23 protein-coding genes are annotated in these 25,182 nt (G+C 69.0%); 7 read left to right on the top strand and 16 right to left on the bottom strand.

The annotated features are described in order from the left end of the window. Positions 1 to 106: 106 nt before the first annotated feature. The 4 genes from SROS_RS23420 to SROS_RS23405 all read left to right on the top strand — a co-directional run bounded on the left by SROS_RS23420 (position 107) and on the right by SROS_RS23405 (position 4,071). The gene (locus tag SROS_RS23420) at positions 107 to 985 is read left to right on the top strand and encodes a universal stress protein (RefSeq protein WP_012891388.1); all 879 of its coding nucleotides are present in this window, start codon (positions 107 to 109) and stop codon (positions 983 to 985) included. A gap of 215 nt (positions 986 to 1,200) precedes the next feature. Further along, complete coding sequence (locus tag SROS_RS23415) at positions 1,201 to 2,052, top strand: universal stress protein (RefSeq protein WP_012891387.1); 852 nt, start codon at positions 1,201 to 1,203, stop codon at positions 2,050 to 2,052. A gap of 53 nt (positions 2,053 to 2,105) precedes the next feature. Next, complete coding sequence (locus tag SROS_RS23410; protein WP_245564235.1) at positions 2,106 to 2,996, top strand: universal stress protein; 891 nt, start codon at positions 2,106 to 2,108, stop codon at positions 2,994 to 2,996. Between the two features lie 196 nt (positions 2,997 to 3,192). Then, entirely contained in the window at positions 3,193 to 4,071 is an 879-nt protein-coding gene (locus tag SROS_RS23405) for a universal stress protein (protein WP_012891385.1), read from the top strand. Here the strand turns inward: SROS_RS23405 and SROS_RS23400 are convergent. The 5 genes from SROS_RS23400 to SROS_RS23380 are packed head-to-tail and all read right to left on the bottom strand — an operon-like array spanning position 4,048 to position 8,525. After that, positions 4,048 to 4,548, bottom strand: a complete 501-nt coding sequence (locus SROS_RS23400; RefSeq protein WP_012891384.1) for a hydrogenase maturation protease — start codon at positions 4,546 to 4,548, stop codon at positions 4,048 to 4,050. The genes SROS_RS23405 and SROS_RS23400 overlap by 24 nt on opposite strands. Positions 4,549 to 4,572: 24 nt before the next feature. Continuing rightward, positions 4,573 to 5,859 (bottom strand): Ni/Fe hydrogenase subunit alpha, encoded by a 1,287-nt coding sequence (locus SROS_RS23395; RefSeq protein ID WP_012891383.1) that lies wholly within the window; start codon positions 5,857 to 5,859, stop codon positions 4,573 to 4,575. Further along, positions 5,849 to 6,646, bottom strand: a complete 798-nt coding sequence (locus tag SROS_RS23390; protein WP_012891382.1) for an NADH-quinone oxidoreductase subunit B family protein — start codon at positions 6,644 to 6,646, stop codon at positions 5,849 to 5,851. Before SROS_RS23390 ends, SROS_RS23395 begins: the two co-directional genes overlap by 11 nt. Continuing rightward, positions 6,646 to 7,464 carry an FAD/NAD(P)-binding protein gene (locus tag SROS_RS23385; RefSeq protein ID WP_012891381.1) on the bottom strand — a complete coding sequence of 273 codons (819 nt, stop codon included), beginning with the start codon at positions 7,462 to 7,464 and terminating at the stop codon, positions 6,646 to 6,648. The genes SROS_RS23390 and SROS_RS23385 overlap by 1 nt, the downstream gene beginning before the upstream one ends. Beyond that, positions 7,452 to 8,525, bottom strand: a complete 1,074-nt coding sequence (locus tag SROS_RS23380) for a 4Fe-4S dicluster domain-containing protein (protein WP_012891380.1) — start codon at positions 8,523 to 8,525, stop codon at positions 7,452 to 7,454. The genes SROS_RS23385 and SROS_RS23380 overlap by 13 nt, the downstream gene beginning before the upstream one ends. 566 nt (positions 8,526 to 9,091) lie before the next feature. On the opposite strand from SROS_RS23380, the gene SROS_RS23375 reads away from it, so the two are divergent. Beyond that, positions 9,092 to 9,961, top strand: coding sequence for a universal stress protein (locus SROS_RS23375; RefSeq protein WP_012891379.1), 870 nt, complete (start codon positions 9,092 to 9,094; stop codon positions 9,959 to 9,961). Between the two features lie 16 nt (positions 9,962 to 9,977). Here SROS_RS23375 and SROS_RS51120 read toward each other — a convergent pair whose 3' ends face one another. Beyond that, positions 9,978 to 10,139, bottom strand: a complete 162-nt coding sequence (locus SROS_RS51120) for a hypothetical protein (protein WP_169369354.1) — start codon at positions 10,137 to 10,139, stop codon at positions 9,978 to 9,980. Between the two features lie 171 nt (positions 10,140 to 10,310). Between SROS_RS51120 and SROS_RS23365 the strand changes: the two genes are divergently transcribed. After that, positions 10,311 to 10,508: a hypothetical protein gene (locus SROS_RS23365; protein WP_052317026.1), complete on the top strand. Its 198-nt coding sequence runs from the start codon at positions 10,311 to 10,313 to the stop codon at positions 10,506 to 10,508. A gap of 157 nt (positions 10,509 to 10,665) precedes the next feature. On the opposite strand, the gene SROS_RS23360 is transcribed toward SROS_RS23365, so the two are convergent. The 8 genes from SROS_RS23360 to SROS_RS23330 form a co-directional block, all read right to left on the bottom strand. Next, positions 10,666 to 12,600: a multicopper oxidase family protein gene (locus SROS_RS23360; RefSeq protein WP_043652748.1), complete on the bottom strand. Its 1,935-nt coding sequence runs from the start codon at positions 12,598 to 12,600 to the stop codon at positions 10,666 to 10,668. Between the two features lie 169 nt (positions 12,601 to 12,769). After that, positions 12,770 to 13,342 (bottom strand): hypothetical protein, encoded by a 573-nt coding sequence (locus SROS_RS49815; RefSeq protein WP_148269173.1) that lies wholly within the window; start codon positions 13,340 to 13,342, stop codon positions 12,770 to 12,772. Positions 13,343 to 13,453: 111 nt separating this feature from the next. Further along, positions 13,454 to 14,077 (bottom strand): IS3 family transposase, encoded by a 624-nt coding sequence (locus SROS_RS23355; protein ID WP_012891377.1) that lies wholly within the window; start codon positions 14,075 to 14,077, stop codon positions 13,454 to 13,456. Further along, a complete protein-coding gene (locus SROS_RS51115) occupies positions 14,074 to 14,223 on the bottom strand; it encodes a hypothetical protein (protein WP_169369352.1) in 150 nt (49 codons plus the stop codon). Before SROS_RS51115 ends, SROS_RS23355 begins: the two co-directional genes overlap by 4 nt. Before the next feature lie 347 nt (positions 14,224 to 14,570). Then, positions 14,571 to 15,002: an Hsp20/alpha crystallin family protein gene (locus tag SROS_RS23345; RefSeq protein ID WP_012891376.1), complete on the bottom strand. Its 432-nt coding sequence runs from the start codon at positions 15,000 to 15,002 to the stop codon at positions 14,571 to 14,573. 136 nt (positions 15,003 to 15,138) lie between these two features. Next, positions 15,139 to 15,588: a hypothetical protein gene (locus tag SROS_RS23340; RefSeq protein ID WP_052317025.1), complete on the bottom strand. Its 450-nt coding sequence runs from the start codon at positions 15,586 to 15,588 to the stop codon at positions 15,139 to 15,141. Positions 15,589 to 15,899: 311 nt separating this feature from the next. Beyond that, complete coding sequence (locus tag SROS_RS23335; RefSeq protein ID WP_012891375.1) at positions 15,900 to 16,580, bottom strand: CBS domain-containing protein; 681 nt, start codon at positions 16,578 to 16,580, stop codon at positions 15,900 to 15,902. Positions 16,581 to 16,623: 43 nt separating this feature from the next. Next, complete coding sequence (locus tag SROS_RS23330; RefSeq protein WP_012891374.1) at positions 16,624 to 19,275, bottom strand: bifunctional acetate--CoA ligase family protein/GNAT family N-acetyltransferase; 2,652 nt, start codon at positions 19,273 to 19,275, stop codon at positions 16,624 to 16,626. 157 nt (positions 19,276 to 19,432) lie between these two features. On the opposite strand from SROS_RS23330, the gene mgtA reads away from it, so the two are divergent. Further along, positions 19,433 to 22,126 carry a magnesium-translocating P-type ATPase gene (gene mgtA / locus SROS_RS23325; RefSeq protein ID WP_043652746.1) on the top strand — a complete coding sequence of 898 codons (2,694 nt, stop codon included), beginning with the start codon at positions 19,433 to 19,435 and terminating at the stop codon, positions 22,124 to 22,126. Here the strand turns inward: mgtA and SROS_RS23320 are convergent, their stop codons facing one another. Together SROS_RS23320 and SROS_RS23315 are read right to left on the bottom strand one after the other, a co-directional pair. Continuing rightward, positions 22,127 to 24,268, bottom strand: a complete 2,142-nt coding sequence (locus SROS_RS23320; protein ID WP_012891372.1) for a glycoside hydrolase family 65 protein — start codon at positions 24,266 to 24,268, stop codon at positions 22,127 to 22,129. It lies immediately after the preceding gene. Further along, the gene (locus SROS_RS23315; RefSeq protein ID WP_012891371.1) at positions 24,243 to 25,001 is read right to left on the bottom strand and encodes an HAD family hydrolase; all 759 of its coding nucleotides are present in this window, start codon (positions 24,999 to 25,001) and stop codon (positions 24,243 to 24,245) included. Before SROS_RS23315 ends, SROS_RS23320 begins: the two co-directional genes overlap by 26 nt. Positions 25,002 to 25,182 lie beyond the last annotated feature (181 nt).

Genomic DNA, 25,182 nt, shown 5'->3' with positions numbered 1-25,182 from the left:
AGGGGGAGTGGCCGGGATCAGTCATGACCGCTGAACCCGTGTCCGTCCGCAACCACATCCAGGGCGCCTGGATCGCCTGACACACCGACGTCTGAGGAGCCCCGTCATGAACAGACCCGTAATAGCCGGCACCGACGGCTCTCCCGCCGCGTCGGAGGCGGTGCGGTGGGCCGCGCGTGAGGCCGTACTGCGCGCCAGGCCCCTGAGGATCGTCCACGTTCGCGAGCAGTGGGCCGGCGACGTCCCCGTCCACACGATGAAGAACTACCGGGATCCAGAGGCGAAGCACTGCCGCGCGATGCTCGCGGACGCGGCTGAGGCGGCGCGGGCGAGTGCGCCTGGCCTGGAGGTCACCACCGCACTCGTTGACGGAGACCTCGTCCAAAGGCTCCTGGAGGAGTCCGAAGCGGCCGATCAGGTCGTGATCGGCAGCCGAGGCCAGGGCGGGTTCGCCGGGCTGCTGCTGGGCTCGGTCGGCATGGGCGTCGCCGGCCACGCCGGCTGTCCCGTCGTCGTCGTCCGCGGCGACTCCGCGACACGCCATGGCCGGATCGTGGTCGGGGTCGACGGATCGGAGGGTGCGGAGGCCGTGCTCGCTCATGCCTTCGCCGAGGCCGAGATCCGAGGTGCCGTCGTGCACGCCGTCCATGCCTGGCAGCCCCCTGGCCTGTCCACGCCGGCCGTCGGGAGCGGATCCGTGGGGGAGAGGATCGTCGCTGAGAGGGGCACGTTCCTCCGGCGGGTGCTGGCTCCGTGGCGGGAGCGGTTCCCCCACGTCACGGTGACCGAGTCGATCGTCTGCGGTCACCCGGCCGGAGCCCTCCGCGATGCCTCCACCGAGGCCGACATGGTCGTCGTCGGCTCCCGCGGCCACGGTCTGCTCGCCTCCGCCGTCTTCGGCTCGGTCAGCCATGGCGTCCTTCACCACGCCCACTGTCCCGTCGCCGTCGTCCGTCCGAAGGGGGCGGCTCCGGAGCCGGCGTAGTCCCCCGGACGGAGCAGGCCCCCGGATGCGATCGGCGGGAAAGATGGTGCGGTGGCGCGCCTGATCGGCTGCGGCGCCGGAGGATCCTCAACCACGCGACCGGAATCGCCATCAGGGAAAGGACGAAGGTCCTGTTCATGCCGGGACGATCGCCCCTGGGGAAAACGCCGGCGCCGCGATCGGATGGAAGCGCAGCAGAAGCGAGAGGACATGTCATGACCGAATCGATCACCGCTGCGACGGACGGCTCACCCGCCGCCATGGCGGCCGTGAAATGGGCGGCTGATGACGCCGCCCGCAGAGGGTTGCCGTTGCGGATCGTCCACGTTGTGGACCGCTGGCCGTATGGCGTCGCCGCATTCCCTCCACCCGACTGGGCCGACCTCGCGGCGCGCGCCGGCGAGCAGGTGCTCACCGAAGCGATCACCGTGGCCACGAAATACCGGCCGGACGTCCGGGTGACGACCGAACTGATCGAGGGATCACCGGCCAAGGTTCTGCGGGAGCAGGTCGGCACGGCCACCGAGCTCGTGATCGGCAGCCGCGGCCTGGGCGGCTTCGTCGGCGCCCTGCTGGGCTCAATGGTCCTCCACGTGGCCGGTCATGTGCCCGGCACCGTCGTGGTCGTCAGGGCGGACGCCGGCCGGCCGCACGGTGAGATCGTCGTGGGTGTCGACGGCTCCGCCGAATGCGAGCCCGCGCTGGCCTACGCCTTCGAGCAGGCCAGGCTGCGCGGCTGCGCGCTGCGAGCCGTCCACGCCTGGCAGCGGCCGGTGTACGGCCTCATACCGGAGATCCCCGCCGACATAGAAGAAGTTCACCGCTTCCACCAGCGTATGGTGCGCGACAAGCTCGGCACCTGGCGGGAGAAGTTTCCCGAGGTGGAAGTGGTGGAGGACGTTCGGAGCACGCATCCGGTCGAGGCCCTGACCGATGCCTCGGCCAGGGCCGACCTGGTCGTCGTGGGCTCGCGGGGGATGGGCGCGGCCGGCTCGGTGCTGCTGGGCTCCGTCAGCCGCGGCGTGCTGCACCACGCCCACGGCCCGGTGGCGGTGGTCCACTCGTGACCACCGGGCTCGCACGGCAGGCCTGACGAGCCGCCGACCGTCCACTCACGTCCATGGGCCGCGATTCGACCGGGGAAGAAAGCCTCATGATCGTCGTTGGAGTCGACGGTTCGCAAGGCGGCTTGGCGGCTGTGATCTGGGCGATGCGCGAAGCTGACCTGCGCGGTGTCAAGGTGCGCATCGTGCACGTTGTGCCTGGATGGGCGTATGAGCTGCCCGATGATGCGCCTCATGCCTACGTGGGCCGCTGGATGCGTCAGAGTGCCGCCTCTGTGCTGGCGGACGCCCTGCGGCAGGCGCGCGACGAGAGGCGCGGGGCTGAGGTGGAGTCCGAACTGCTGCGGGGAGACCCACGGCTCAGCCTGATCAGAGCCTCCAAGGACGCCGACCTCCTGGTAGTCGGCAGCCACGGGCTGGGCGGCTTCGGCGGGCTGCTGCTCGGCTCGGTCGCGTTGGGCGTGTCCGGTCAGGCCACCTGCCCCGTGGCCGTCATCCGCAGGACGCGCACGCAGCCGCGCAACGAGGTTGTCGTCGGCGTCGACGGCTCGCCAGGCGGTGCCGCCGCGATCGAGTTCGCGTTCACCGAGGCCGGCCTGCGCGGCGCCGACCTACGCGCAGTCCACGCTTGGAGCGAATCCGCCGCCGGGTGCCGTCCTGAGGGCACACCGGCCCGGATCCATCAGGCGGGCGCGGAACGGCTCCTGCTGGCCCAGGCGCTCACCGGCCAGAGCGAGCGTCGCCCGGGAGTCAAACTCGTAAAACATGTTGAACGGGGACATCCGGTGGAGGTGCTGTTGAGAGTCTCCGCGGGCGCCGGCCTGCTGGTGGTGGGATCACGCGGGCGCAGTGCCGTCGCCGGGCTGCTCCTCGGATCGGTCAGCCACTCGCTGCTCCACCACGCGGCCTGTCCCCTTGTCGTCATCGCCGTCGCAGACAGCGCCTGATCGCAGGCGGCCATCTCCGATCATGCCAGTGCGCGACCCGGCCACAGGCCTCCCACGATCCCGTTGAACCGCGGCGCGGATGACTCACCGGTGTGCCCGGCCCAGACGAAAAGAGGTCGGAGGTCCCGGTGAACAGGGACGTTCCGCCCTGCTGTCCAATCCGGGCATCACCAACCATGGAACCGAGGTGATAACCATGACGGAACCTCGCAGAATCGTCATCGGCTATGACGGCTCGGATTTCTCCATGCAGGCCCTGGACTGGGCGATGGACGAGGCGGAACTCAGAAAACTTTCGCTGACCCTTACCCACGCGTGGCGCTGGCCATACGGCGAGAGCGACGACGGAGCCAAGCTCCATCTACGCAAAGCCGCCGAGCACGTTCTGCACCACGGGGCCGACTGCGCCCGCGCGTGCAGCACGATCGTCGACGTGGCGACCGATCTTCACGAAGGCTCTGCCGCGCAGCGGCTCGTCGAGCTGTCAGCCGACGCGGAACTCGTCGTGGTCGGCTCCCGGGGACTGAGCGCCCCAGCCCGGTCCGTGATCGGTTCCGTCACCGCCGCTGTCGCGGCCCGTGCGCGATCCCCGGTGATCATCGTGCGAGGGGCAGGACCCCTGCCCGTGCCCTTGCATCCGGGGCCTGTCGTTGTGGGTCTCAAAAACACCACGGCCGACGAGGTGCTCGACTTCGCCTTCCACGAGGCGGCCCTGCGGCGCCTACGCCTGCGCGTGATACACGCCGGCTATCCGCGCCTTCTGACGTGGGGCGTCGCCATGGCCTCCCTGCCCGATCCCGACGACTCACGCCGGGCCTGCCAAGAGCGGCTGAACGAACGCCTCGCACCCTGGCAGGAGAAATACCCGGAGGTCCCCGTCGATGCCGCCGTCACCATGAGTGCGCCGAAGGAGGCGTTGGGAGCGGCCGCCGCGAAGGCCACTCTCATCGTCGCGGGCACGGGGCGGACGGCACGCCGTACGGGCCGTCTCGGTGTGATCACCAGGTCGCTGGTCAGGCACGCGTCCTGCCCCGTCGCCGTCGTTGCGCCCCTAGAAGGGGCGGAGCCGTGCTGAGCTCTGCGGGACGAGAGCGGCTATGGTCGCGACGGTCTCTTCGACGGCATGCCGTACGGCGGGCGTCATCGGGGCTCCGAGTCCGAAGTCTGCGCCCTCAACGGTGTAGAGCGTGAGTTCACGAGGCAGGCGGCCGAGTACGTGGCCGAGGGCGACCGCGTCGGCGACGCCCAGAGCGTGGGAGCTGGCGTGCTGGATGATGGGAGGCGGCGGTGGAGCGTCCCCCCGTGAGAGGGAAGGGCCGAGGACGGTGTGCCGGACCACCGTGCCCGGGGGCGCGCCGGAAACCGCCGTGTCGATCACGATCGCCAGGTCCGCGCCGGTCCATGCCTCGATCAGCTCGGCCGGGTCGCCCTCGTTCTCGATCACGGGAACCTCCGGGGGAAGCATGCCGCGCAGCAGCCGGGCCGCCTCCAGCCCCGCGGCGTCGTCCCCTCGGAAGTCGTTGCCGATCCCGATGACGATATGGGCGTGCATGATCCCTCCCGGGTCGGATCGACCTCACCGGTCCAGGTGAAGGTGTAAAAAGTGGGCCGAGCAGGAGATGCACGGGTCGTGGTTGCGTACCGCCCGCTCGCACAGCGCCGCCAGCTCCGCCTCCGGCAGGTCGAGGCGGGGCTCGATGAGGTGACGTAGATCCATCTCGATGCGAGCCTGGTTCTGCGAGGTCGGAGGCACGATGTCAGCCTCGGCGATCAGGCCCGCGCCGTCGATCCGGTAGCGGTGGTAGAGCGTGCCCCGCGGAGCCTCCGAGACCCCGTGACCGACTCCGGGACGGGGCTCGACCGGCATGGACAGCGCCTGCGGCTCGGTGTAGTCCTCGATGATCCGGATCGCCTCGTCGCAGGCGTGCAGGATCTCCACCGCTCGGACAACGATGCTGCGGAACGGGTTACGGCAGACGGGGCCGAGCCCGGCGGCTTCTGCCGCCGACCGGGCCAGTGGGGACAGCTGCCGCCCGTTCAGGGCATAGCGCGCCAGGGCGCCCACCAGATAGCCGGCGGTCCCGTCGAGCCGCGCGTGCAGCGCGGTGGAATGCGGAACCTGCTCTTCCACGATGTGGGCGGGCCAGTCGGCCGCCGCGAATCCGGTCCCGTCACTCACCGCGATCGTCCCGGACAGGATGGCGTACTCCGCCGGGTGGTGCAGCGCGAGGAAGCGGTAGTCGTGCTCGACGTCGGGAAAGTCGAACCCGGCCACCCATTCCACCGTCGCCAGCGCCTCCTCGCGGGCCCGGCGCAGCCGTTCGGCGACCGGCGCGAGCTCGGCGCGGGCGGGCACCCGGTAGAAGCCGCCCACCCGCACGTTGACCGGGTGAATCGCCCGGCCGCCGAGAGCCGCCACCAGTTCGTTGCCGGCCTTCTTCAACGCCAGCCCCCGCTCCACCAGGTGGCGGTGATCGGCCGCCATGGCCACGCCGCTGTCATAGCCGAGGAAGTCGGGGGCGTGCAGCAGGCAGATGTGCAGGGCGTGCGACTCGATCCACTCGCCGTAGTACAGCAGCAGCCGCAGGTCCCGCAGGGGCCCGGTCACCTCTGTCCCGCAGGCCGCCTCGATGGCCTGGCAGGCGCTCATCTGGTAGGCCACCGGGCAGATGCCGCAGATGCGGGCGGTGATGTCGGGCGGTTCGGTGTGATCCCTTCCGCGCAGCAGCGCCTCGAAGAAGCGCGGCGGTTCGTAGATGTTCAGCTGCACGTCGGTGACGCGACCGCCGCGGGCGCGCACCAGCAGTGATCCCTCGCCTTCCACACGGGTCAGCCCGCCGATTCTGATCGACTTATGCGTCACTTTCGGCCTCCTCGGACGCCTGGCGGAAGGGTTCTTCGGTGGCGTTGAACGTCCGGTAGACGCGCACCAGTTCGGGGGTGCTCATGCCGAGTTCTCGCAGCTGCGCGTTGAGCGCGCGGGAGTTGGGGCTCTCCATCGGGCCGAAACAGCCGTAGCAGCCCCGGTTGAACGCCGGGCAGAGCGCTCCGCAACCGGCCTGGGTGACCGGGCCGAGACAGGGGGTGCCGTGGGCCACCATGACGCACACGTTGCCACGGGACTTGCACTCCACGCAGACGCTGTGGGCGGGCACGAAGGGGCGCCGGCCGGCCAGGAAGGCCGAGATCACCTCCAACAGCTGTCTTTTGTCGATGGGGCAGCCGCGCAGCTCGAAGTCGACGGGAACGTGGGCGGAGATCGCAGTGGAGCGTTCCAGCGTGGCGATGTAGTCGGGCCGGGCGTAGACGATCGAGGCGAACTCGCGCACGTCGGCGAAGTCGCGTAGCGCCTGGATGCCGCCTGCGGTCGCGCAGGCGCCGATCGTCACCAGGCGCTTCGACACGCGTCGCACATGCTGGATCCGCCGCAGGTCATCCGGAGTAGTGATCGACCCCTCGACCAGCGACAGATCGTAGGGCCCGGGCCCGACCGCGCTCGAAGCCTCCAGGAAGTAGGCGATGTCCACCTCGGCGGCGACCGACAGCAACTCGTCCTCGCAGTCCAGCAAGGTGAGCTGGCAGCCGTCGCAGGAGGCGAACTTCCACACCGCCAGCCGAGGGTGCCCGGCTGTGGCCGCGGGCCTGGCCATCACAGCTCCCTCACGGCCAGCAGACCGGCGGCCCGCTCGTAGCTCAGCACCGGGCCGTCGAGGCAGGTGAGCAGCGGGCCGAGCTGGCAGTGGCCGCAGCGGCCGACGCCGCACTTCATGTTGCGCTCCACCGACAGCATCACCCGTCCGGCTGCGACGCCCCGCCGCACCAGCTCGGCCGCACTCGCACGCATCATGACCTCGGGGCCGCAGACGAAGGCGAACGTACGGCGAGGTTCGAAGACGATCCGGTCGATCAGCCGCGTGACCAGGCCCACCGGCCCTTTCCACGCGAGGTCGGGGTGGTCCACGGTGACCTGCACGTCGATGCTGTGCCTGTCGCGCCAGCTCGCCAGCTCGCCGGGATAGATCAGGGTCGCGGGCGTGCGGGTGCCGACGATCAGGCTGATGCGGCCGTAGCGGGAGCCGTGAGCGGCCAGCTCTCGGATGACCGGCCGCAGCGGGGCCAGTCCGAGCCCGCCTGCGGCCACGATCACGTCCAGGCCCTCCGCCGACGGCAGGTCCCATGCCGTGCCGTACGGCCCGCGCACCCCCACCACGTCACCGGGCCGGGTGCGGCACAGCGCCCCGCTGACCGCACCCACCGCGCGGATCGTCTGCACATATCCGCCGGAGCGGGCCCGGCCGCTGATCGAGACCGGTATCTCCCCTACACCGGGAGCGTAGATCATCGTGAACTGGCCCGGCAGGAACGGCGGGCACGGGCCCGCGACCGGTCGGAGAGCCAAGGTCACCGTGTCGGCCCGATCCGGGCGGCGGGAGCGCACCCGATAGGGCGCCGGCGTCATCGGATGCATCCCAGCTCCTCGGTGACGTCGATGCCGGTCGGGCACCAGGTGATGCACCTGCCGCAGCCCACGCAACCGGACATGCCGAACTGGTCGAACCAGGTGGAGAACTTGTGGGTCAGCCACTGCCGGTAGCGGGCGGAGCCCGAGCCGCGTACGGAGGAGCCGCCGACCTCGGAGAAGTCCAGCGTGAAGCAGGAGTCCCATACCTCCGTCCGCTCCGCGACGCCACCGGTGAAGTCGGTGGCGTCCTCGACGGTGGTGCAGAAGCAGGTGGGGCAGACCATCGTGCAGTTGGTGCAGGCCAGGCAGCGGGAGGCGACCTCGGCCCAGCGTGGCGAGTCGTGTGCTCCGGCCAGGCGCTCCTGGATGCCGTCGGTGTCCACCTGGCGGCCCATCCGGGTGGCGGCGACGCGGGAGACCTCCTCGGCGGCCACGACGTCGTCGCCGGTGGCCGGCCGATGCGAGATCGCCGCGACGATCTCCGCTCCCTGATCGCTTCCCGTCTCGATCAGGAACCGGTGCGGGTCGCTCAGCTCGGTGAGCGCCAGGTCGAACCCGGCGGTGGCCTTCGGCCCGGTGCCCATGGAGACGCAGAAGCAGGTGCCGCCGGGCACCGCGCAGTTCACCGCGATGAGCAGCATCGCCTCGCGCCGCTTGCGGTAGGCCGGATCGGGGTGCCTGCCGCCGAGGAACACCCGGTCCTGTACGGCTATCGCGGCCAGATCGCAGGCGCGCACGCCCAGCAGGGCGATGCGGGGCGCCTCGGCCGCCGCCTCCTCCACCGTCCCCTCACGCATCCGGAGCAGAGGCTGCCGGGGCGGCTGGGTGTAGCGTTTGGCCGAGTCGGGACTCGCGGCGAAACCGAACACCAGATCGTCGTGCCGCTCGGTCAGCCGGTAGCGCCCGGGTTGCTGCTCGTCACCTCGCCCCGCGGGTAGCTGCGCGGCGCAGGAGATTTCAGCGAACCGAATGGCCCCGTCCCGCGTCGTCGGCCCGACGACGGTGAAGCCACGAGAGCGCAACTCGGCGATGAGCGGTTCCAGCGACTCTGTCACAACTGCGTTCATGGGACGTCCCCCTTTGTCCCTGACTTCTCGTATGTCGGGTCCTCGCCCGGGGGGACAGGAGACGATGTCGTCTTCCTTCCACACAGGCTCACCGGATATGCGGATGACGCGTCTGAGATTTCGCCGCAGCCCCCTCACGATGGTCGCCTCGCTGCGCCGATCCAGCGGGGAGGACCACGGTGCCGGCGGCGATGCCTCCGCCGCGGAAAGATCATCCGTGGAGCGATGTCCTCCGACGAGACCCTTCATTTCGAACATTACGTCTTGCCGGTGAGAACGCGCAGTGCCGAAAGTCCCTCGCCGGACGGCCGGGAGTCCCCGCCTGACGCGGGGCCGTACGGGCAAGCGGAGAGATTTCCCGAGAGCTTCCCGCGGTGATGATCGTCGGGTGCGTCGAGATCCCCGGACCCCGCTGGCGTTGTTCAGGGATGGCCCGGTGGTCTGCCGGAGTCGGCCCTGGGCGGGACGGAAGTCCTGAAAGTGGGGGACGTTCGCCCGCTGCGCGTGAGGGCCCCCACCAGTGAGATGGAGATGGAAGACACGGAGCTCCCGACAAGGAGATGACCATGAGCGGACAGATCGTCGTCGGTGTCGATGGTTCCGCGACCGCGACGGCGGCGCTGGAGTGGGCGGCCGATGACGCCGCGCGAAAGGGCGCCACCTTGAAGATCGTGTGCGTGCGTGAACCGTGGGCAGGCGACTTCCCCTTCCATACCGCCCCCGGCCTGAGCGACGCGTTGAGAGAGCACTGCGACGAAGTGCTCGCCGCGGCGGCCGCTCGGGCCCGCCGGCGGGCACCGGGGATCGACATAACCACCGACCAGGTGATCGGCGCGGTGGTCGAGCGGCTGAAAAGCGAATCCGAGACCGCCGACACGCTCGTGCTCGGCAGCCGTGGATCGGGCGGTTTCGCCGGCCTGGTCCTCGGATCGGTCGGTATGGGAGTCGCCGGGCACGCAGCCGGCCCCGTGGTCATCGTGCGGCAGGCCGCCCAGAGCGTTCACGGTGAGATCGCCGTCGGCTACGACGGATCCGCGCACGGTGAGGCCGCCTTGGAGTACGCCTTCGAGCAGGCCCGGCTGCGCGACGCGCGGCTCCACGTCGTTCACGCCTGGCAGACCCCGGCGTTCGCCTCCCGCGCCGTCACCTACGCCGATCTGCTGCAGGAGACGTTCGAAAGCGAATCTCGCATGGCCCGCCAGCGTCTGGTCCTCTGGCGTGACAAGCACCCGGATGTCTCGGTGAAGGAGTCGGTCCTGTGCGGCCACCCGGTACCCGCCCTCACCGACGCCTCACGTACCGCTGATCTGGTCGTGGTCGGCTCACGCGGCCTCGGCAACCTCGGCTCGGCCCTGCTGGGCTCGGTCAGCCACGGTCTTCTGCATCGTGCCCACTGCCCTGTCGCAGTCGTGCGCCCCCGGAAAGAGCTCCATTGAGGTGATTCGGCGACTTTTAAATGAGTCTGCTGTGCTCGAAATGGGTGAGGAAAAGTACGGCGCGGGCGATGTCACCGATTTTGCTCGGGTTGGTGGTGATGTGCTGCAGGGTGCGCCGGCGTTGCGTGAGGAGAGCGAAGCCGCGTTCGCCCAGACAACGCGGCGCGCTCAGCAGCATGTTGCGGGTGCTACGATCGGGTGGCCCTGGCTGGGCTGGTGTGCGCCAGGGTGGAAAAGCGCACCCGGCTGATGTATCGGACCCTGATCCGAGGTGGACGGCCCGGCGAGGCGGCCCCGGCAGTTCACGGCGTTACTTGATGCCGTTCGCACTCGGCTCGGCGGATCGATCGTGCTGGTGTGGGACAACGACCGCCGCCATCTGGGTACCGTGATGCGCGCCGCGATCGAGGCCCGCCCGTGGCTGACGGTCTTCCAACTGTCCGCGTACGCGCCCGAGTTGAATCACAAGCTGAAGCGGACGAAGTATCGGCATGGCCTCCTGGACGGCTTCGTCGCTCAGACCGGTCTCATCCTCGAACCGCCGTGACTTCTACCTTTCAAACTCAGAAACACTTGTAGAACAATGCTCGTCCGGCGGGAACGGCCCTCGGGGGGAGTCGGGCCGGAGGTGACAAAAGAATTCACGTGATAGGCCAGGACCGTTTTTTCTGAAATTATTCTATGTGATGACCGACACGATTCGATTATGGTAGAGACGGTGGGATCGGCCCAATGTGGTAGGGGCGCATCATCTCGTTGTCTTCATGCTCGACGATGTGACAGTGCCAGACGTATTGGCCGGGCAGGTCGAATTTTGCCTTCACCCGTGTGATCTCTCCAGGGTAGGCGATGACGGTGTCCTTGAAACCTCGCTCCCATGGTTCCGGTGGTCGCGGATTACCGTCGATCGGCTGCCGGTCGAGGACCTGGAACTGCACCTCATGGATATGGATCGGATGCGCGTCCGCCGTGAAGTTGTACATCTCCCAGACCTCGGTGGAGTTCAGGGCGGGATTCTCGGTGATCTTGTCATCCCACTTCAGCGGGACAGCCGCGCCGTTTTGCACTGTGCCGAGCAGCGTTATAACCGGACCCACATCTGGCAGGACGGCCGAATCCTGCTCATTGAGGGAAACCTGCCTGCGGTTGGTCTCCGCGCCGAGCGGGGAGGGCGCCGGCAGCTTCAGCCGATCCGGCGGAGTGCTGGTGTCACGCGAGGTGAGCGGCACGACCTTGAACTTCATGACCTGGCCGGTGGTAGCGGGATCGGCGAAAGTCCCCGGCTGGCCGTTGAAGGGCTCGTCCGGCCCCTCGTTGATCAGATAGATCTCCGTGCCCACGGGCAGGCCGGTGAAATCCACGATCACGTCAGCCCGTTCGGCCGGCGACATCAGCAGATTGTCGAGTGATACCGGTGCGGGCAGGAAGCCGCCTTCCGCGCCGATCACCCAGAGAGGCAACACCGCTGGAGCGGGACGTGGCGCCAGCGGGTTGGATACCAGCTTGAAGATTAGGAAACGGCTGTTGCATCCGTTGAGGATGCGGAAACGGTACCGTCGCGGCTCCACCCCGAGTGCCGGCCAGGTCTTCCCGTTGACGACGATCGTGTTGGCGAAGAACTCCGGGTTCCAGATCGGCGGCACGTCGCTGTCCGGCGCGTACGGGCCGGTGAACCCATCGAAAAAGGCCCGGCTGTTGGGGTAGAACAGGGAACCGTCGTTGTTGAACGAGCGGTCCTGGACGGCCAGCGGGATCTCGTAGTAGCGCTTGCCCGGTCGATCGCCGACCTGCGGCGCGGGGCCGGGCAAGTAACCTCGCGGCAGGTCGTTGGGGCCGCCGCGGAGCAGATAGAAGCCGGCCGGGCCGGCGTAGACATTGGCCCTGGTCATTCCAAGCGTGTGGTCGTGGTACCACTGTGTGTTGGCCGGTTGGTCGTTGCCGTATTCGAAGACCACCTCGCCGGTGTCCCAGTCGTGACCCAGGGGTGACTTCTTCTTGAAGAACTTGTAGAAAGAGCCCTCGCGTGCGTATCCCTTTGGAATGTTGGAGGCGTCCGGCAGGTACCACGCCTCGGCGTATCCATCGCTGTAGTCGAAGGTGTGGTTGCCATGTACGTGGGTGACGAGCGGCACCGGTCCGCGATAGGGGGTCTGATCGGTGCCGTTCGAGTCGCGGTGCTGTTTGCCGCCCGGGGGATTCGCCCAGTGCAAGGTCTGGTCGATCGGCAGGAGGTGCGGCAGGAAGCAGCCGTGCTTGTCGACGAGGTCGTTGATCCACTTGACCTGGATCGATCGCCGATGGCGAGCTTCTATCGTGAACGCCGGATAGTTGAATGAGCTTGGATGATCGACCGATCCGTAGCTCCACACCGTCGTCGCCGGTAGGCCCGGAGGCAGGATCTGCTGCCTGAACTGGCGCACGGCAATCTCGTAGTAGTCGAACTTGCGTTTCGTCTTGGTCGGTGGCATAGCCGGCGGGATCACCAGCGGCGTCACATACTTTCTGATGGCGGTCGGGTCGACCGTTCGTCCCGGCAGGGATCGCGCGAAGGACGTTTCGGCGAACCGGATCGGAGCCAGCATGGAGGCTCCGGCAATCGCGCCGATCTGCAGGAATCGTCGCCGTACAAGCTCAGGCATATGTCTTCCTAACTCCTATCGAAGATGGCAATGAAATTGGTAATTTCCGCCATAGGCTGCAAATGTGGACATTTGCTTTATTTTGCAAGGTGGGTGCGCACCTAGCCCTGTCTCTTCTGTGCGAGATAAACCATATTGAGCAGTCGCCGTCTGGTTGGCGCGACTCATCTCATTGCTTGGTAAATGGTCGGTCAGTCACCGTATATCGGGCCGCTGATTCCGAAATATGCCAATAATTCAATGCGCCGATGCCTGCGATTTTTTCCGGCGTTCCCGGTGACTTCTTGCGTGACACGAAAGCGGCGAAGTGCGGCCGGTGACCCGGATGCGGTGCCGTTCGGCTCAGGGCTTCCGCTTGGCCGACTCCGCCGCGAGCAGGGCCGCTCCGAGCTGTACGGCGACCAGCGCGCGGATCGGGATCGGGGTGGCCGTCGCGTCGGCTTCGGCCTCGGTGAACCAGTCGTCGAAGCGCGCCGAGGCGGGCCCGTTCGGCCCGGATGGCGGGGGTCCGGTTGCCCGCGCCGAGCTCGGCGTCCAGTATGCGCAGATAGGTCCCGCCGTACCTCAGCCGCATGCTGTGCACGAGCTGCCGGTTGCCGACCACCTCGGCCACCGTGGCGGGCCGGTCAGTGCCGGGGAAGGACTCCCATTCGGAGATGAACTCGTCGTGGGTGTCAAGGAAGTCCTGCAGAGCGAGGCGGAACGGCGAGCGCACGGTCAGGTCGGCCCTGACCGCCGACATGGACTGCGCCAGTTCGGCGATCAGGGCGCGCTGCGCGGCGAGGTTGGCCTGGATCGCCTCGCCGTACCCCCAGTTCGCGCTCCAGCGAGGCGAAGAAGCTCTCGGTGATGGTCACAGTGCCGGCCGAACGCAATCGAGGTGTATCGGCTGCCCTTGTCGCGGTGATGGATCACCCCGGCGTCGGGGCGGCGCCGAACCGATCGCCATCGCCAGCGCGTTGGTGACCGGTTCGGCGCGCATGTGATCGGCCATCGCCCAGCCGACGATCCTGCGGGAGAAGGCGTCCAGGACGACCGCGAGGTAGAGGAAGCCTTGCCAGGTCGGCGCATATGTGATGTCGGCGGTCCAGATCCGGTTCGGCTCGGCCGCAGTGAACTCCCGCCGCACCGGATCGGTCGCGGCAGCCCCGCCATCACGGATCGTCGTTCGGGTGCCCTTGCGACGGCTCACCCCGGCCGGGCCGGCCGCGCGCATCAGCCGGGCCACCCGCTTGCGGCCGACCCCGATGCCGGCTGGCTCGCGCAGGTCAGCCTGGATGCGCGGCGCCCCGAAAATCTCATCCGGTACCTGATGGTGGCGGCGGATCTTCTCGGTCAGCTCCGCGTCCTGGCGGGCGCGGATCGAGGGGCCGCGTGTGGCCCAGGCGTAGTAGCCCTGGCGCGACACACCCAGCACCCGGGCCAGCAGACAGACATCATGGTGGTCTTTCTCCGGATGGATCAGCCGGAATCTCATCTCGGCCGATCCGTCTCCCGCGCGAAGAAAACCGCGGCCTTACGCAAGATCTCCTTCTCCTCGCGGCGCAGCCTGGCCAGTTCGTCCTTCTCGGCGCTGGTCAGGCCGTCGGTGCGACGGCCGTCATCGAGGTCGGCCTGGCGCACTCAGACACGAATCGATTGCGCGGAGGGCGGAAACGCTCCTGCGAGTTCCTCCGGCGATCGTCCCGCGCGCACCAGCTCCACCATCTGCCGGCGAGATTCCGGCGGACAGTTGTTCGGCACAGTGAACTCCTTCTCCCGAGAACCAAGGTTCCTCAGAGATCAGGTGTCCACCAAACCGGGTCAACTCCAAGACCCATCACGATCACCGTACCCTTCCCGGGTCCCTGCCTCTCAGGGTGTTCTGGTCGCTACCTCGGTGATCGTCACGTCCCTGCCGGTAGCGTGCGCCTTCTCCAGCCGTGAGGCTTTGCGGGCCCGCTTGACGTGAAGTAGGCCCGCGCGACCCGTCAGGTATCCGGCTGCGGCTTGGACTCGATCGGGATGCGTTTCCCCTCCTGCTTGGCGTCGGCGAGTTTGACGCTGACCTCCAGGATGCCCTTGTCGTAGGTCGCCTTGATGTCGTTGTCGTCCACGCCGACGGGCAGCGTGACGGAGCGAGTGAAGGAGCCGTAGCGGAACTCCGTCCGGTGCTGGTCTTTGTGCTCGTCATGCCGCTCGGCGTGGACGGTCAGGGCGCCGTTGGACAGCGTTATCTCGACATCTTTTTCGGGGTCGATTCCCGGCAGCTCGGCGCGTAGCACGTAGCGGCCTTCCTTGACGTAGTCCTCGAATTTGATGGGCTGGGTCATGGGCGGCCGCAGGGCGGCGAAGGGAATCTCCAGCAAGTCGAACAGATCGGGGACGAGGCCTCGCTGCTCTCGGCGCATCGGCGTACTCATGTTTTCCTCCCTGCCTTTCGGAGTTTCCTCACCTTGATGTCATCACCGAGCAGGGGGTGGGCGCAGTGGTCGGAGGTCCCCGAAGGGCAGGACTTTCGGCCGCCGTTGTGAAATAGCTGGAAACGGATGGGTTTCTTCAGGCGGTTTCGAGGATGTCTGAAACGGGACGGCGTGGGGTGTCGAGCACAGCCGGGCCGTAACCGAAGCGAATGATCATCTGTGGGTGGGCGCGGTGGTGCCGCGGATCTGTCCGGCCGCGCATATCCCGCAGGTCCAGTGGTTGGTAGAGAAACGAGGCGGACACCCCGTAGAGGGTGGCGATCAACAGCACCCGTTGCACTGCTTGACCGGCTCGCAGCCAGTCGAGCGGTTGGTCGTCCCGGGTGGTGAGGACGGCGAGCTGCGGACATGTCTCCCACCGGATGTCACCTGCCGGTAGCTGTCCGAAATCCCGGGTAAGCGTCCCGGCGCCTCCTCCGGGGCCGAGGTGATCCGGCGGGATACCGTCCGATCGCGGGGCCTCGGTCGTCCAGCGGGCGAGCTCCGCGCGGTAGTCGCCGTCAGCGTGGAGCTGAGCGTCGGCCATGCCGATCCGCTGCAGGAGTGCGTCTCAGGTCCGGGTGTCACGACGATCAGGTCCGCACCTTCGGAACGTGCGGCCCCGACCAGCTCGTGCATGATCGGGCGGGGGACGACGCATCCGGAGAACGGCCGGCGGTTGGTGTGCCGTGCTGTGATGGCGTCGTAGAGCCTTCGCTCCTCATCGGAGGGCGGGATCGATCTAGCCGGGCGCAGGTCCTCAGTGCCGTCACCGGGCAAGATCGGCAACCGATGATCCAGTCTGGACATCCGCCCGGCGGCATGCCGGTGCCGCAGGACGCTGTGGCGATGGGATCTTCAGTCCCGCTCCCCGACAGGGGTGTCGTCCCGGTCCCAGGCGAGTTCGTCGACCACGTCGACGACCCCGTCTACCTGCCGGGTCATCCATACGGCGATCTGGGCGTCTCGGTGCAGGATCATCCGCCCGCTCAGCGTCACCACGCCGTCCTGGACGGTGACCTGGACGCGCGAGGTGTCCATCCACAGCGACCGCACGAGAACCTCCACGCGGACCTCACGCTCGATGTCCCGGTCAGCGCGGGCGAACACCTTCAGCAGGTCATGGCGGCTGACGATGCCCGCCAGATGGCCGTGGCCGTCCAGCACCGGCAGCCGTTTGACGCCATGGTGCTCCATCAGGCGGCCGGCGGCCGCCACCGGCACGTCCATCGAGACGGTGACCGCGGGGGCGGTCATCAGCTCCCGGGCAACCTTGCCTCTGGCCTTGCCCGCCTCGGGCCCCTGGTCCGGCCCGGTCTGCGGCGGCGGACAGCTCGCACCGTGAAACCGCTTTCTGCCCTCTTCCTTGTGCAGGAGATCGGCTTCGGAGACGACGCCGGTCACGTGGCCGTCGCTGTCCAGGACCGGTACGGCGCTGACCGCGTGGGTGATGAGCAGCTCGGCGATGTCCTTGAAACAGGCGTCCTCACCCACCGAGATCACCCGCCGGGTCATGACGTCCTTGACGTTGACAGGCATCTTTGCCTCCAAACGGGCCCGCACGTGTGAGGGGCCGACTCGTTCATCGCAGCCGCCGGCGGAAGAGCGACGGCGGCGGGGCCGCGGGGGCGAGCCGTACCCGCACGTCCACGGCCACCGCGCCGGCCGGGGTGACGATCACTGGATTCAGGTCGAGTTCGGCCACCTCCGGGAGATCGTCCAGGAGCCTCCCGACACCGGTGATCTGCTCCCGCAACGCGGCCACGTCGGCACGCGGGCGTCCGCGATAGCCGGTCAGCAGAGGGGCACAGCGGAGCTCGGCGATCATCGCTGCCGCGTCCTGGTCGCCGAGTGGCGGCACCCGGAAGGAGCGGTCGGCCATAAGCTCGGCGGTGACGCCACCCATGCCGACCATGAGCATGGGGCCGAAGGCCTCGTGCGCGACGCCGCCGATGATGATCTCGACACCCGCCTCGATCATCGGCTGGACGATCGCGCCGGTCATGGCCGGTCCGATCATGCCGGCCATCTCCCGGTAGGCGCGGCTGACCTCGTCCGGCGCGCCGAGACCGACGCGGACACCACCGACGTCGCTCTTGTGCACCAGGTCCGGACCGGTGGCCTTGAGCACCACCGGCGGCCCGATCGTGACGGCCGCCGCCGCGGCGCTGTCCGGCCCGTCGGCCTCGATCGACTCGGCCATCTGGATTCCGTAGCAGCCGAGCAGGCGGGCGGCGGTGCCGTAGTCGAGCCACCGGCCGCCGGAATGGCACTCCAGGTCCGCTGCGACGATGCCGCGCGCGGTGGTGTCGGCTGGGCGCGGGTCGGCGGGCGGGGCCTGCGGCGCGGCGCGCCAGGACGCGTAGTCCACCGCGTGGCGCAGTGCCTGCACCGCCTGCTCGGGGAAGGCGTAGCAGGGCACGCGTCCGTCCAGCAGGCCGTCATGCCCGCTGATGCACGCGGTCACGGTCTTGCCGGCCGACATGGCCGCGCGGGCGATGGCCTGGCGGGTCCGGCCCAGGCCGGAGCCGAACGGCGGGGTGTAGACGACCATGACGGTGTCGATGCCCGGATCAGCCAGAACGGTCTCGATGGCGAACGCCAGTTCCTGCGCGCTGCCGCCGGCGGTGAGGTCGACGGGGTTGGCCACGGCTGCCGCGACCGGCAGCCGGGAACGCAGCCGCCCGCGGGTGACCGGGGCCAGCTCGGGGACCAGCAGGTCGCGCTGCTCGCAGGCGTCGGCGGCAAGGGCCTGCGGTCCGCCGGAGTTGCCGACGATGGCCACCCGCCTGCCCTGCGGTAGTGGCTGGGTGGCCAGGAGGCGCGCGGTGTCGAGCATGTCCCGGACGGTCTCCACACGGATGACTCCCGAGGCTTTCAGCAGGGCGTCGACAGCCACGTCCGGAGTGGCGGCGGCCGCGGTGTGGGAGCGGACCGCCCGCTCACCAGAGCCGCCGCGGCCACTCTTGATCGCGATGATCGGCTTGCGCCTGCTCACCCGCCGTGCGATGCGGCCGAACCTGCGGGGGTTGCCGAACGACTCCAGATACAGCGTGATCACGTCGGTCGCCGGGTCGTCCTCCCAGTACTCCAGCAGGTCGTTGCCGCTGACATCGGCCTTGTTGCCGACGGAGGCGAAGGAGGAGATGCCGATCTCCAGATGGTTGGCGCGGTCGATCAGGGCGACCGCGACCGCGCCGGACTGTGACATCAGGGCCAGACGCCCCGGGGCGGGCGGGTGGGGCAGGAAGCCGGCGTTGAGCCGGGCTGCGGTGTTGACGATGCCGAGACAGTTGGGGCCGACCAGCCGCATCCCGGCCTCCCGGCAGATCCTCAGCAGTTCGTCTTGCGCGCTTGTCCCTCCGGTCTCGGCGAATCCCGACGTGACCACGACGACGTTCCGCACGCCGTGGCCGGCGCAGTCGCGGGCGATCTCCGGCACGGTGCGGGCCGGGGTCGCGATGACCGCCAGATCGATCGGGCCCGGCACGCTGCCCACATTCGCGTAGACGGGCAGGCCGCAAATTTGCCTGGCGTGTGGGTTGATCGGGTAGACGGGGCCGGGAAAACCTCCTTGGAGGAGGTTTCGCAGGATGCGGTGGCCGACCCCGCCGGGGGCGCGGCCGGCGCCGATCACCGCGACCGACTCCGGGTGGAACAGCCGCCGCAGGGAGGCCGATGCCGCCTGGTGCGCGCGTGCCTCGATCCGCTCCAGCATGCCCGGGGTGGGGCGCGGATCTATCCGGACCTCGACCGATCCGTCGTCGAACGCGCGAGTGGTGGCCAGCCCGATGTCGTCCAGCACTCGGAGCATGGGCCGGTTCTCGGCGAGCACGTCGGCGACCAGCTCGCGTACACCCTCGTCGGCGGCGTTCAACGCGAGATGTTCCACCAGCAACGTGCCCAGGCCGTGGTGGTGCATCCCGTCGTCGATCAAGATCGCGATCTCGGCGTCGCCCGCATCCCCGGGGATGTACTCCGCGACCGCCACCAGCCGGCCCTGTGACAGGGCTACCAATGCGCGGCCCGGGTAGTCCGATGCTGTGATGCGGTCCATGTAGGCGTGGGCGGTCGCCGTGCCGCCGGTGAAGAAACGCAGGTAGGCCGAGTGCTCGGACGACCTGTCGACCAGTTCGTGCAGCCGTGCGCGGTCGTCCGGCCGCAGCGGCCGGATGTGGGCGATGCCGCCCTCACGCAGCAGGACGTCGCACTCATCGGGAACGGTCCGTCTCATGCGACCCAGCCTCGCTCATCGCGGCGGCGACCCCCAGAGTCCAAGTGCCCTTGCGGGCAGGGACTGTCGGCTCTAGGGGGCGCGGGTGTCGAAGGTCCCTTCAGATGGTGCCTTTCGGCCGGGGAGCCATCCGGCCTGGCGGTGATCTGCTGGGGGTATGGAGACGGCCGTGCACGCCCCGCCGGGTGCGGCGCACCTGGTGGGCCTGTCCGCCGGTGAGGCGGCCACGCTGCCCGCCGTACAGGTGCTCGACCGGCTGGGCGTCACCGAGGCGGGGTTGTCCGGTGCCGAGGCCGCGCGGCGCCTGGCGATCTGTGGCCCGAACGCGGTGCGCGCCCACCACGCCCGGGCGTTGCGGGTGCTGGGCCGGCAACTGCGCAACGCGGTGCTGGTGCTGCTGGCGGTAACCGCGGTCGTCTCGTTCTTCCTTGGGGACAGCCTCAACGCGGTGATCATCGGAGTGATCCTGGCGGCGAGTGTGGGGCTGGGCTCCGTCAACGAGTACCGGGCCGAACGGGCGGCTCAGGCACTGCACTCCCAGGTCAGGCACACTGCCATGGTGCTGCGCGACGCTCGGCCCGCCGAGGTGGACGTCACCGCGCTGGTGCCTGGCGACGTGGTACGGCTGACACTGGGCGGGATCGTCCCGGCGGAGCTGCGGCTGCTGACCACGACCGGTCTGGAGTGCGACGAAAGCGTGCTGACCGGCGAGTCGCTGCCGGTGGGCAAGACCGTCGCGCCCGTCCCGTCCGGTGGGGCGCCGGCCGCGCTGGGCTGCTGCGCCCTGATGGGCACGGTCGTGCGGGCGGGGGGCGGCACCGGTGTGGTGGTCGCGACCGGTGGGCGCGCGGAGTTCGGCCGCATCGCGCTCGGGCTGGGCCAGCGGCAACCGGAGACCGGCTTCCAGGCCGGGTTACGGCATTTCTCGGTGCTGCTGCTGCAGGTCGCGATCACGCTGACCTCACTGATCCTGGTGACGAACCTGGTGCTGCACCGCCCGCTGATCGAGTCGTTGCTGTTCTCCCTGGCGATCGCGGTGGGCATCACCCCGCAGTTGCTACCCGCGGTGGTCAGCACCAGCCTGGCGGCCGGTTCCCGGCGGCTTGCCCGATGCAAGGTGCTGGTCAAACGGCTGGTCTGCATCGAGGACCTCGGCGACATGGACGTCCTGGTCACCGACAAGACCGGAACCCTGACCGAGGGCAGGATCGGTTTCGTCGCCGCCCTGGCCCCTGGCGGAGGCGCCGACGACCGGGTGCTGCTTCTCGGCCTGCTGGCGACCGAGTCCGATCTGCCGGCCGAGGCCGCCTCTGCGCCAGAGGTGGACCTGCCGACCGGCGGCTCGGTCGGGGTGGGAGAAAACCCGCTGGATGCCGCTCTGTGGCAGGCGCCAGGCGCTCCGGTGCACCTGGTCGGCGGCTACACGCGCCTCGGGCTGCTGCCGTTCGATCATGAGCGCCGGATGACCACCGCCGTGCTCCGTGCTCCGGACGGTACCCGGCTACTGATCACCAAAGGCGCCCCCGAGGCTGTCCTGAGCCGCTGCCCGGACGTGCCGGCCGGAACCGCCGACACGCTGCGGGCTCAGTTCGCCGCGGGCAGCCGGGTCGTGGCCGTCGCCACCCGGCCCGCCGCCGGCCTGACCGTCCCGACGCCGGCCGACGAACGCGACCTGATCCTGGCCGGGTTCCTGGTGTTTCTCGATCGGCCCAAGGAGGCCGCCGCCGCCCCACTGCGCCGCCTCGCCGCACTCGGCATCACTGTGAAGATCGCCACCGGAGACAACCCGCTGGTCGCGGAGAAAGTCTGCGCCGACCTCGGCCTGCCCTCGGACGGCACCATGACCGGCACCGACATCGCCGCACTGGACGACGACGCCCTCGCCGCCGCCGCCGAGACCACCACGATCTTCGCCCGGGTCTCTCCGGAGCAGAAAGCGCGGCTGATCCGGCTGCTGCGCCGCCGCGGACGGGACGTGGGATTCCTGGGCGACGGGGTCAACGACGCGCTCGCGCTGCACGCCGCCGACGTCGGGATCTCGGTGGACACCGCGACCGACGTCGCCAAGGACGCCGCCGACGTCGTCCTGCTGGAAAAGGATCTCGGGGTCCTGGCCGACGGGGTCGCCGAGGGCCGGCGCATCTTCGCCAACACCATCAAGTACGTCCTGATGGGCACCTCGAGTAACTTCGGCAACATGTTCAGCGCCGCCTCCGCCTCGGCGGTGCTGAGCTTCCTGCCGATGCTTCCGGGTCAGATCCTGCTGAACAACCTGCTCTATGACACCAGCCAGCTCAGCATCCCCACCGACCACGTCGATCCCGAGCAGCTCCACGCCCCCTCGCACTGGGACATCGGCTTCATCCGGCGGTTCATGTTCTTCTTCGGCCCGATCAGCTCCCTGTTCGACTTCCTCACCTTCGCGATCATGCTCGGCGTTTTCCACGCCGGGCCTGAACTGTTCCGCTCCGGCTGGTTCGTGGAGTCTCTCGCGACCCAGACTCTGATCATCTTCGTGATCCGTACCCGGCGGATCCCGTTCCTGCGGAGCCGGCCCAGCGTCCCGCTGCTGGCCGCCGTCTTCGGTGTCGTCGCGATCGGGATCGCGCTGCCGCTGTCGCCACTGGCACACGCGCTGGGATTCACCCCACTGCCACCCGTGTTCTTCCTCACCCTGACCGGAATGGTCATCGCCTACCTGATCCTGGTCGAGTTCGCCAAGAAGGTGTTCTTCGCAGGCCCTGTCGACAGGCCGCTCGCCGTCCGCCGCCGCGACCATGTCCACCACGTGCAGCGCCGAGCCTCCCGGTTCAGCCACCCGGGTCCGCTGCCCGGCCGCGCCGGCCGGTGATCACGGTCGCGCCTGTGCCTCGAACAGGCAGACGACCCCGGCCATCGCGCCGAGATGGATCCCCTCGGCGGTGGTGCCTCCCTGGAGGTCTTTCACGTCGTTGTTCAGCGCCTCCACCAAGAAGGGGTGGGAGGCGCCGGGGCGCTGGCGTGCCAGCACCCCGGCGTGGACGACCGCGCTCAGCGTGGAGCCGTGGCAGGTGCGGGCGAGGTAGTAGTCCACCGTCCGTGCCGCCATCTCGGCGTTCCACTCGTAGCCGAGGCCGGTCAGGATCTCACTGACCCCTTCTTCTCCCAGCAGGTGCAACAGCATGAGCACGTCGGCCTGCTTGGAGACCTTGTATCTGTTCGGCGTGTCCCCTTCGGCCTCCAGGATGCGGTCCAGCCGCCGGATGTCTGTGTACTTCTCCCGGTAGGCGGCCCAGTCCAGCTCCTCCAGCGCCGCATATCCCTCGAACTGGCTGATCACCCCGTCGTGGAAGTCCACCCGCATCCGCCGGGACATGCGGGCGAAGAGGTCGATCTCCTGTCGGCTGACCCTTCCGGCGCCGACCAGGTCGATCATGTCCAGGACCCGGTGCATCAGCCACGCGGTCATGACGTTGGTGTAGGCGTTGTTGTCCAGGCCCGGCTCGGTACGGCCCGGATAGCCGTCGTGGTACTCGTCCGGGCCCATCACGCCGCGGATCGCGTAACGCCCCTGCTCGCAGGTCGCGACCGAGGCGAAGAACCGGGCCACCTCCAACAGCAGCTCCCCGCCGAAGCCCGCCAGGAAAGCGGTGTCCTTGGTCGCCTGGTAGTGCTGCCACACGTTGCAGGCGACGGCCAGGCCGACATGGCGCTGCAGGTGCGAGCGGTCGGGCAGCCAGCGGCCGGAGCGGGGGTTGAAGTGCAGGCGGGGCGTCTCCTCCCGGCCGTCGCTGCCGCTCTGCCAGGGGAACATCGCTCCGGCGTGCCCGACGGCGCGGGCGGCCCAGCGCGCCTCCGGCAGACGCCGCCACCGGTACCTGAGCAAAGCCTGGGTGATGTCCGGAAAGCGGGGGGCGAGGAAGGGGAAGGCGAACAGCTCGTCCCAGAACACATGGCCCCGATACGCCTCGCCGTGCAGGCCGCGGGCCGGCAGCCCGGCATCGAGTTCCGCGAGGTGCGGGGAGGCCGTCTGCAGCAGGTGGAAGAGGTACAGGTTGAGGATCTGCTGCACCTCGACGTCCTCGGTGGTGACGTGCGCCCGCTGCCACAGCCGGTCCCAGGCTCGGGCGTGCCGCTTGAGCAGGCAGGAGAAGCCGCCCGCGCGCACGACCGCGGTTCTGGCCGCAGCCTGGCTTTCGGCGATGGCCCGGTCCCGGGAGGTGTACAGGGCGACGACCTTCTCCACGGTGACCCCCTCGCCCGCTTTCACCTCGACGGCCCGCTCGTCGCTCACCCAGCCCTCTTGAACGGCCTGGTCATCACTGGACGCGCTCTCTTCGACGCCGGTACGGCAGCGCCCGCCGGCCAGCGTGGTGCGGGCGGCGAGCGCGATCTCCACACGGGAGGTGACGGTGCGGGCCAGCAGTTCGATCACACTGTGGGCGGCGTGCCCGCAGATCGCCACCAGGTGCAGGTCGGCCAGCCCGCGGTAGCGGGCGACTCCGGAGTTGGTGACGCGCCCGTCGAGTGCCGAGCGGATCTCCAGCGTCCCGGCCCAGTTCTCCGGAACGACCGTCATGGTCAGGGCGGCCAGGTGCGGGTCGTCCATCGAGACCAGGCGGTGCTGCTCCACCCGGGTGACCCGCCCCCGGGAGTCGCGGACGCGCAGCAGCCGGGTGAGAACCCCTTGGCACATGTCGAGCGTGTGACGCTGGGCCAGGATCTCGGCGCTGCCGGGAGCGAACCAGTCGCCGCCATCGGCGCGGAAGGTCAGCGGCAGCCAGTTCGGCGCGTTGACGAGATCTTCGTTCTCCGTCGAGTGGCCCGCGACCTGGGAGACGAGCCGGTCGTAGCAGCCGGCGACGTAGGTGCCGGGATAGTGCACCCCATTGGCATGTGATTCCGGTACGGCGCCCCGGGTGGCGAAGGAGCCATTGCCGAGTGTGGTCAGAGCCTCCCTCAGCCCCTCCTGCGTAGGGTCGAAACCGTCATAAGTGAGGAGCCAGGGGTTCACGTCTTCTCCCGTGGAGGTGTAGTTGGGCCAGGTCGGCGACGACAAGGTCGGCGCCGGCGGCCCGCAGGGACCCCCCGTTCCCGCGCCGGTCGACGCCGATGACAACGCCGAAGCGACCCGCCCTGGCCGCTTGCACACCCGCGAGGGAGTCCTCCACCACCGCCGCCTCGCCTGGCTTGACGGCGAGCTGCCGGGCCGCCTGCAGGAACAGTGCCGGGTCGGGCTTTCCCGCCAATCCCAGCCGGACGGCGTCCACGCCGTCAACCCGGATGTCGAACAGATCGGTGACTCCGGCTGCGCGAAGCACCTCGGCGCAGTTACGGCTGGCTGAGACGGCGGCCGTACGCACGCCGCGGCGGCGTAGTTCGCCTACCAGTTCGGCGGTCGCAGGAAAGGGGACCACGCCGTACTCGTGGATCTCCGCCAGGAAGGAGGCATCCTTGCGTGAGGCCAAATCGGCCACCGTGCCCGGGTCCGCCGCGATGCCGCGGGAGTCGAGGAAGCCGCGGACACCGTCGGCCCTGGACTTTCCGTCGACGTGACGCAGGTAGTCCTCGCCCGTGTCGAACGGCCGGAACCGCTCACCGGACCGCTCGGCGCGCTCCCGTAGGAAGGTGTCGAACACCCGTTTCCACGCGGCGGCGTGCACCCTGGCCGTGTCGGTGATGACCCCGTCGGTGTCAAAGATCATCGCGGCGGTCCGTTCAAGGTCCACGACTGCGGAAGGCGCCATCGCGAATCTCCCTTCCCCCCTGCACGGTACGGTGCTGCTCGCCGCCGCCGGCAGGGCTGATCGGCCCTACAGGCCAGGGACCTTCGTCGGTAGATCAGGTCTCACATCCGGGAGAGGGCGAAGGTCCCCACGCCTTGGGACGATCGCCTCTGGGGAAATCGCCCGTGCCACGATCCGATGG

The organism is Streptosporangium roseum DSM 43021, from assembly GCF_000024865.1.
GTDB lineage: Bacteria > Actinomycetota > Actinomycetes > Streptosporangiales > Streptosporangiaceae > Streptosporangium > Streptosporangium roseum.
The sequence above is the reverse complement of the archived record's forward strand: the minus strand, read 5'-3'. Positions and strand labels throughout refer to the sequence as shown.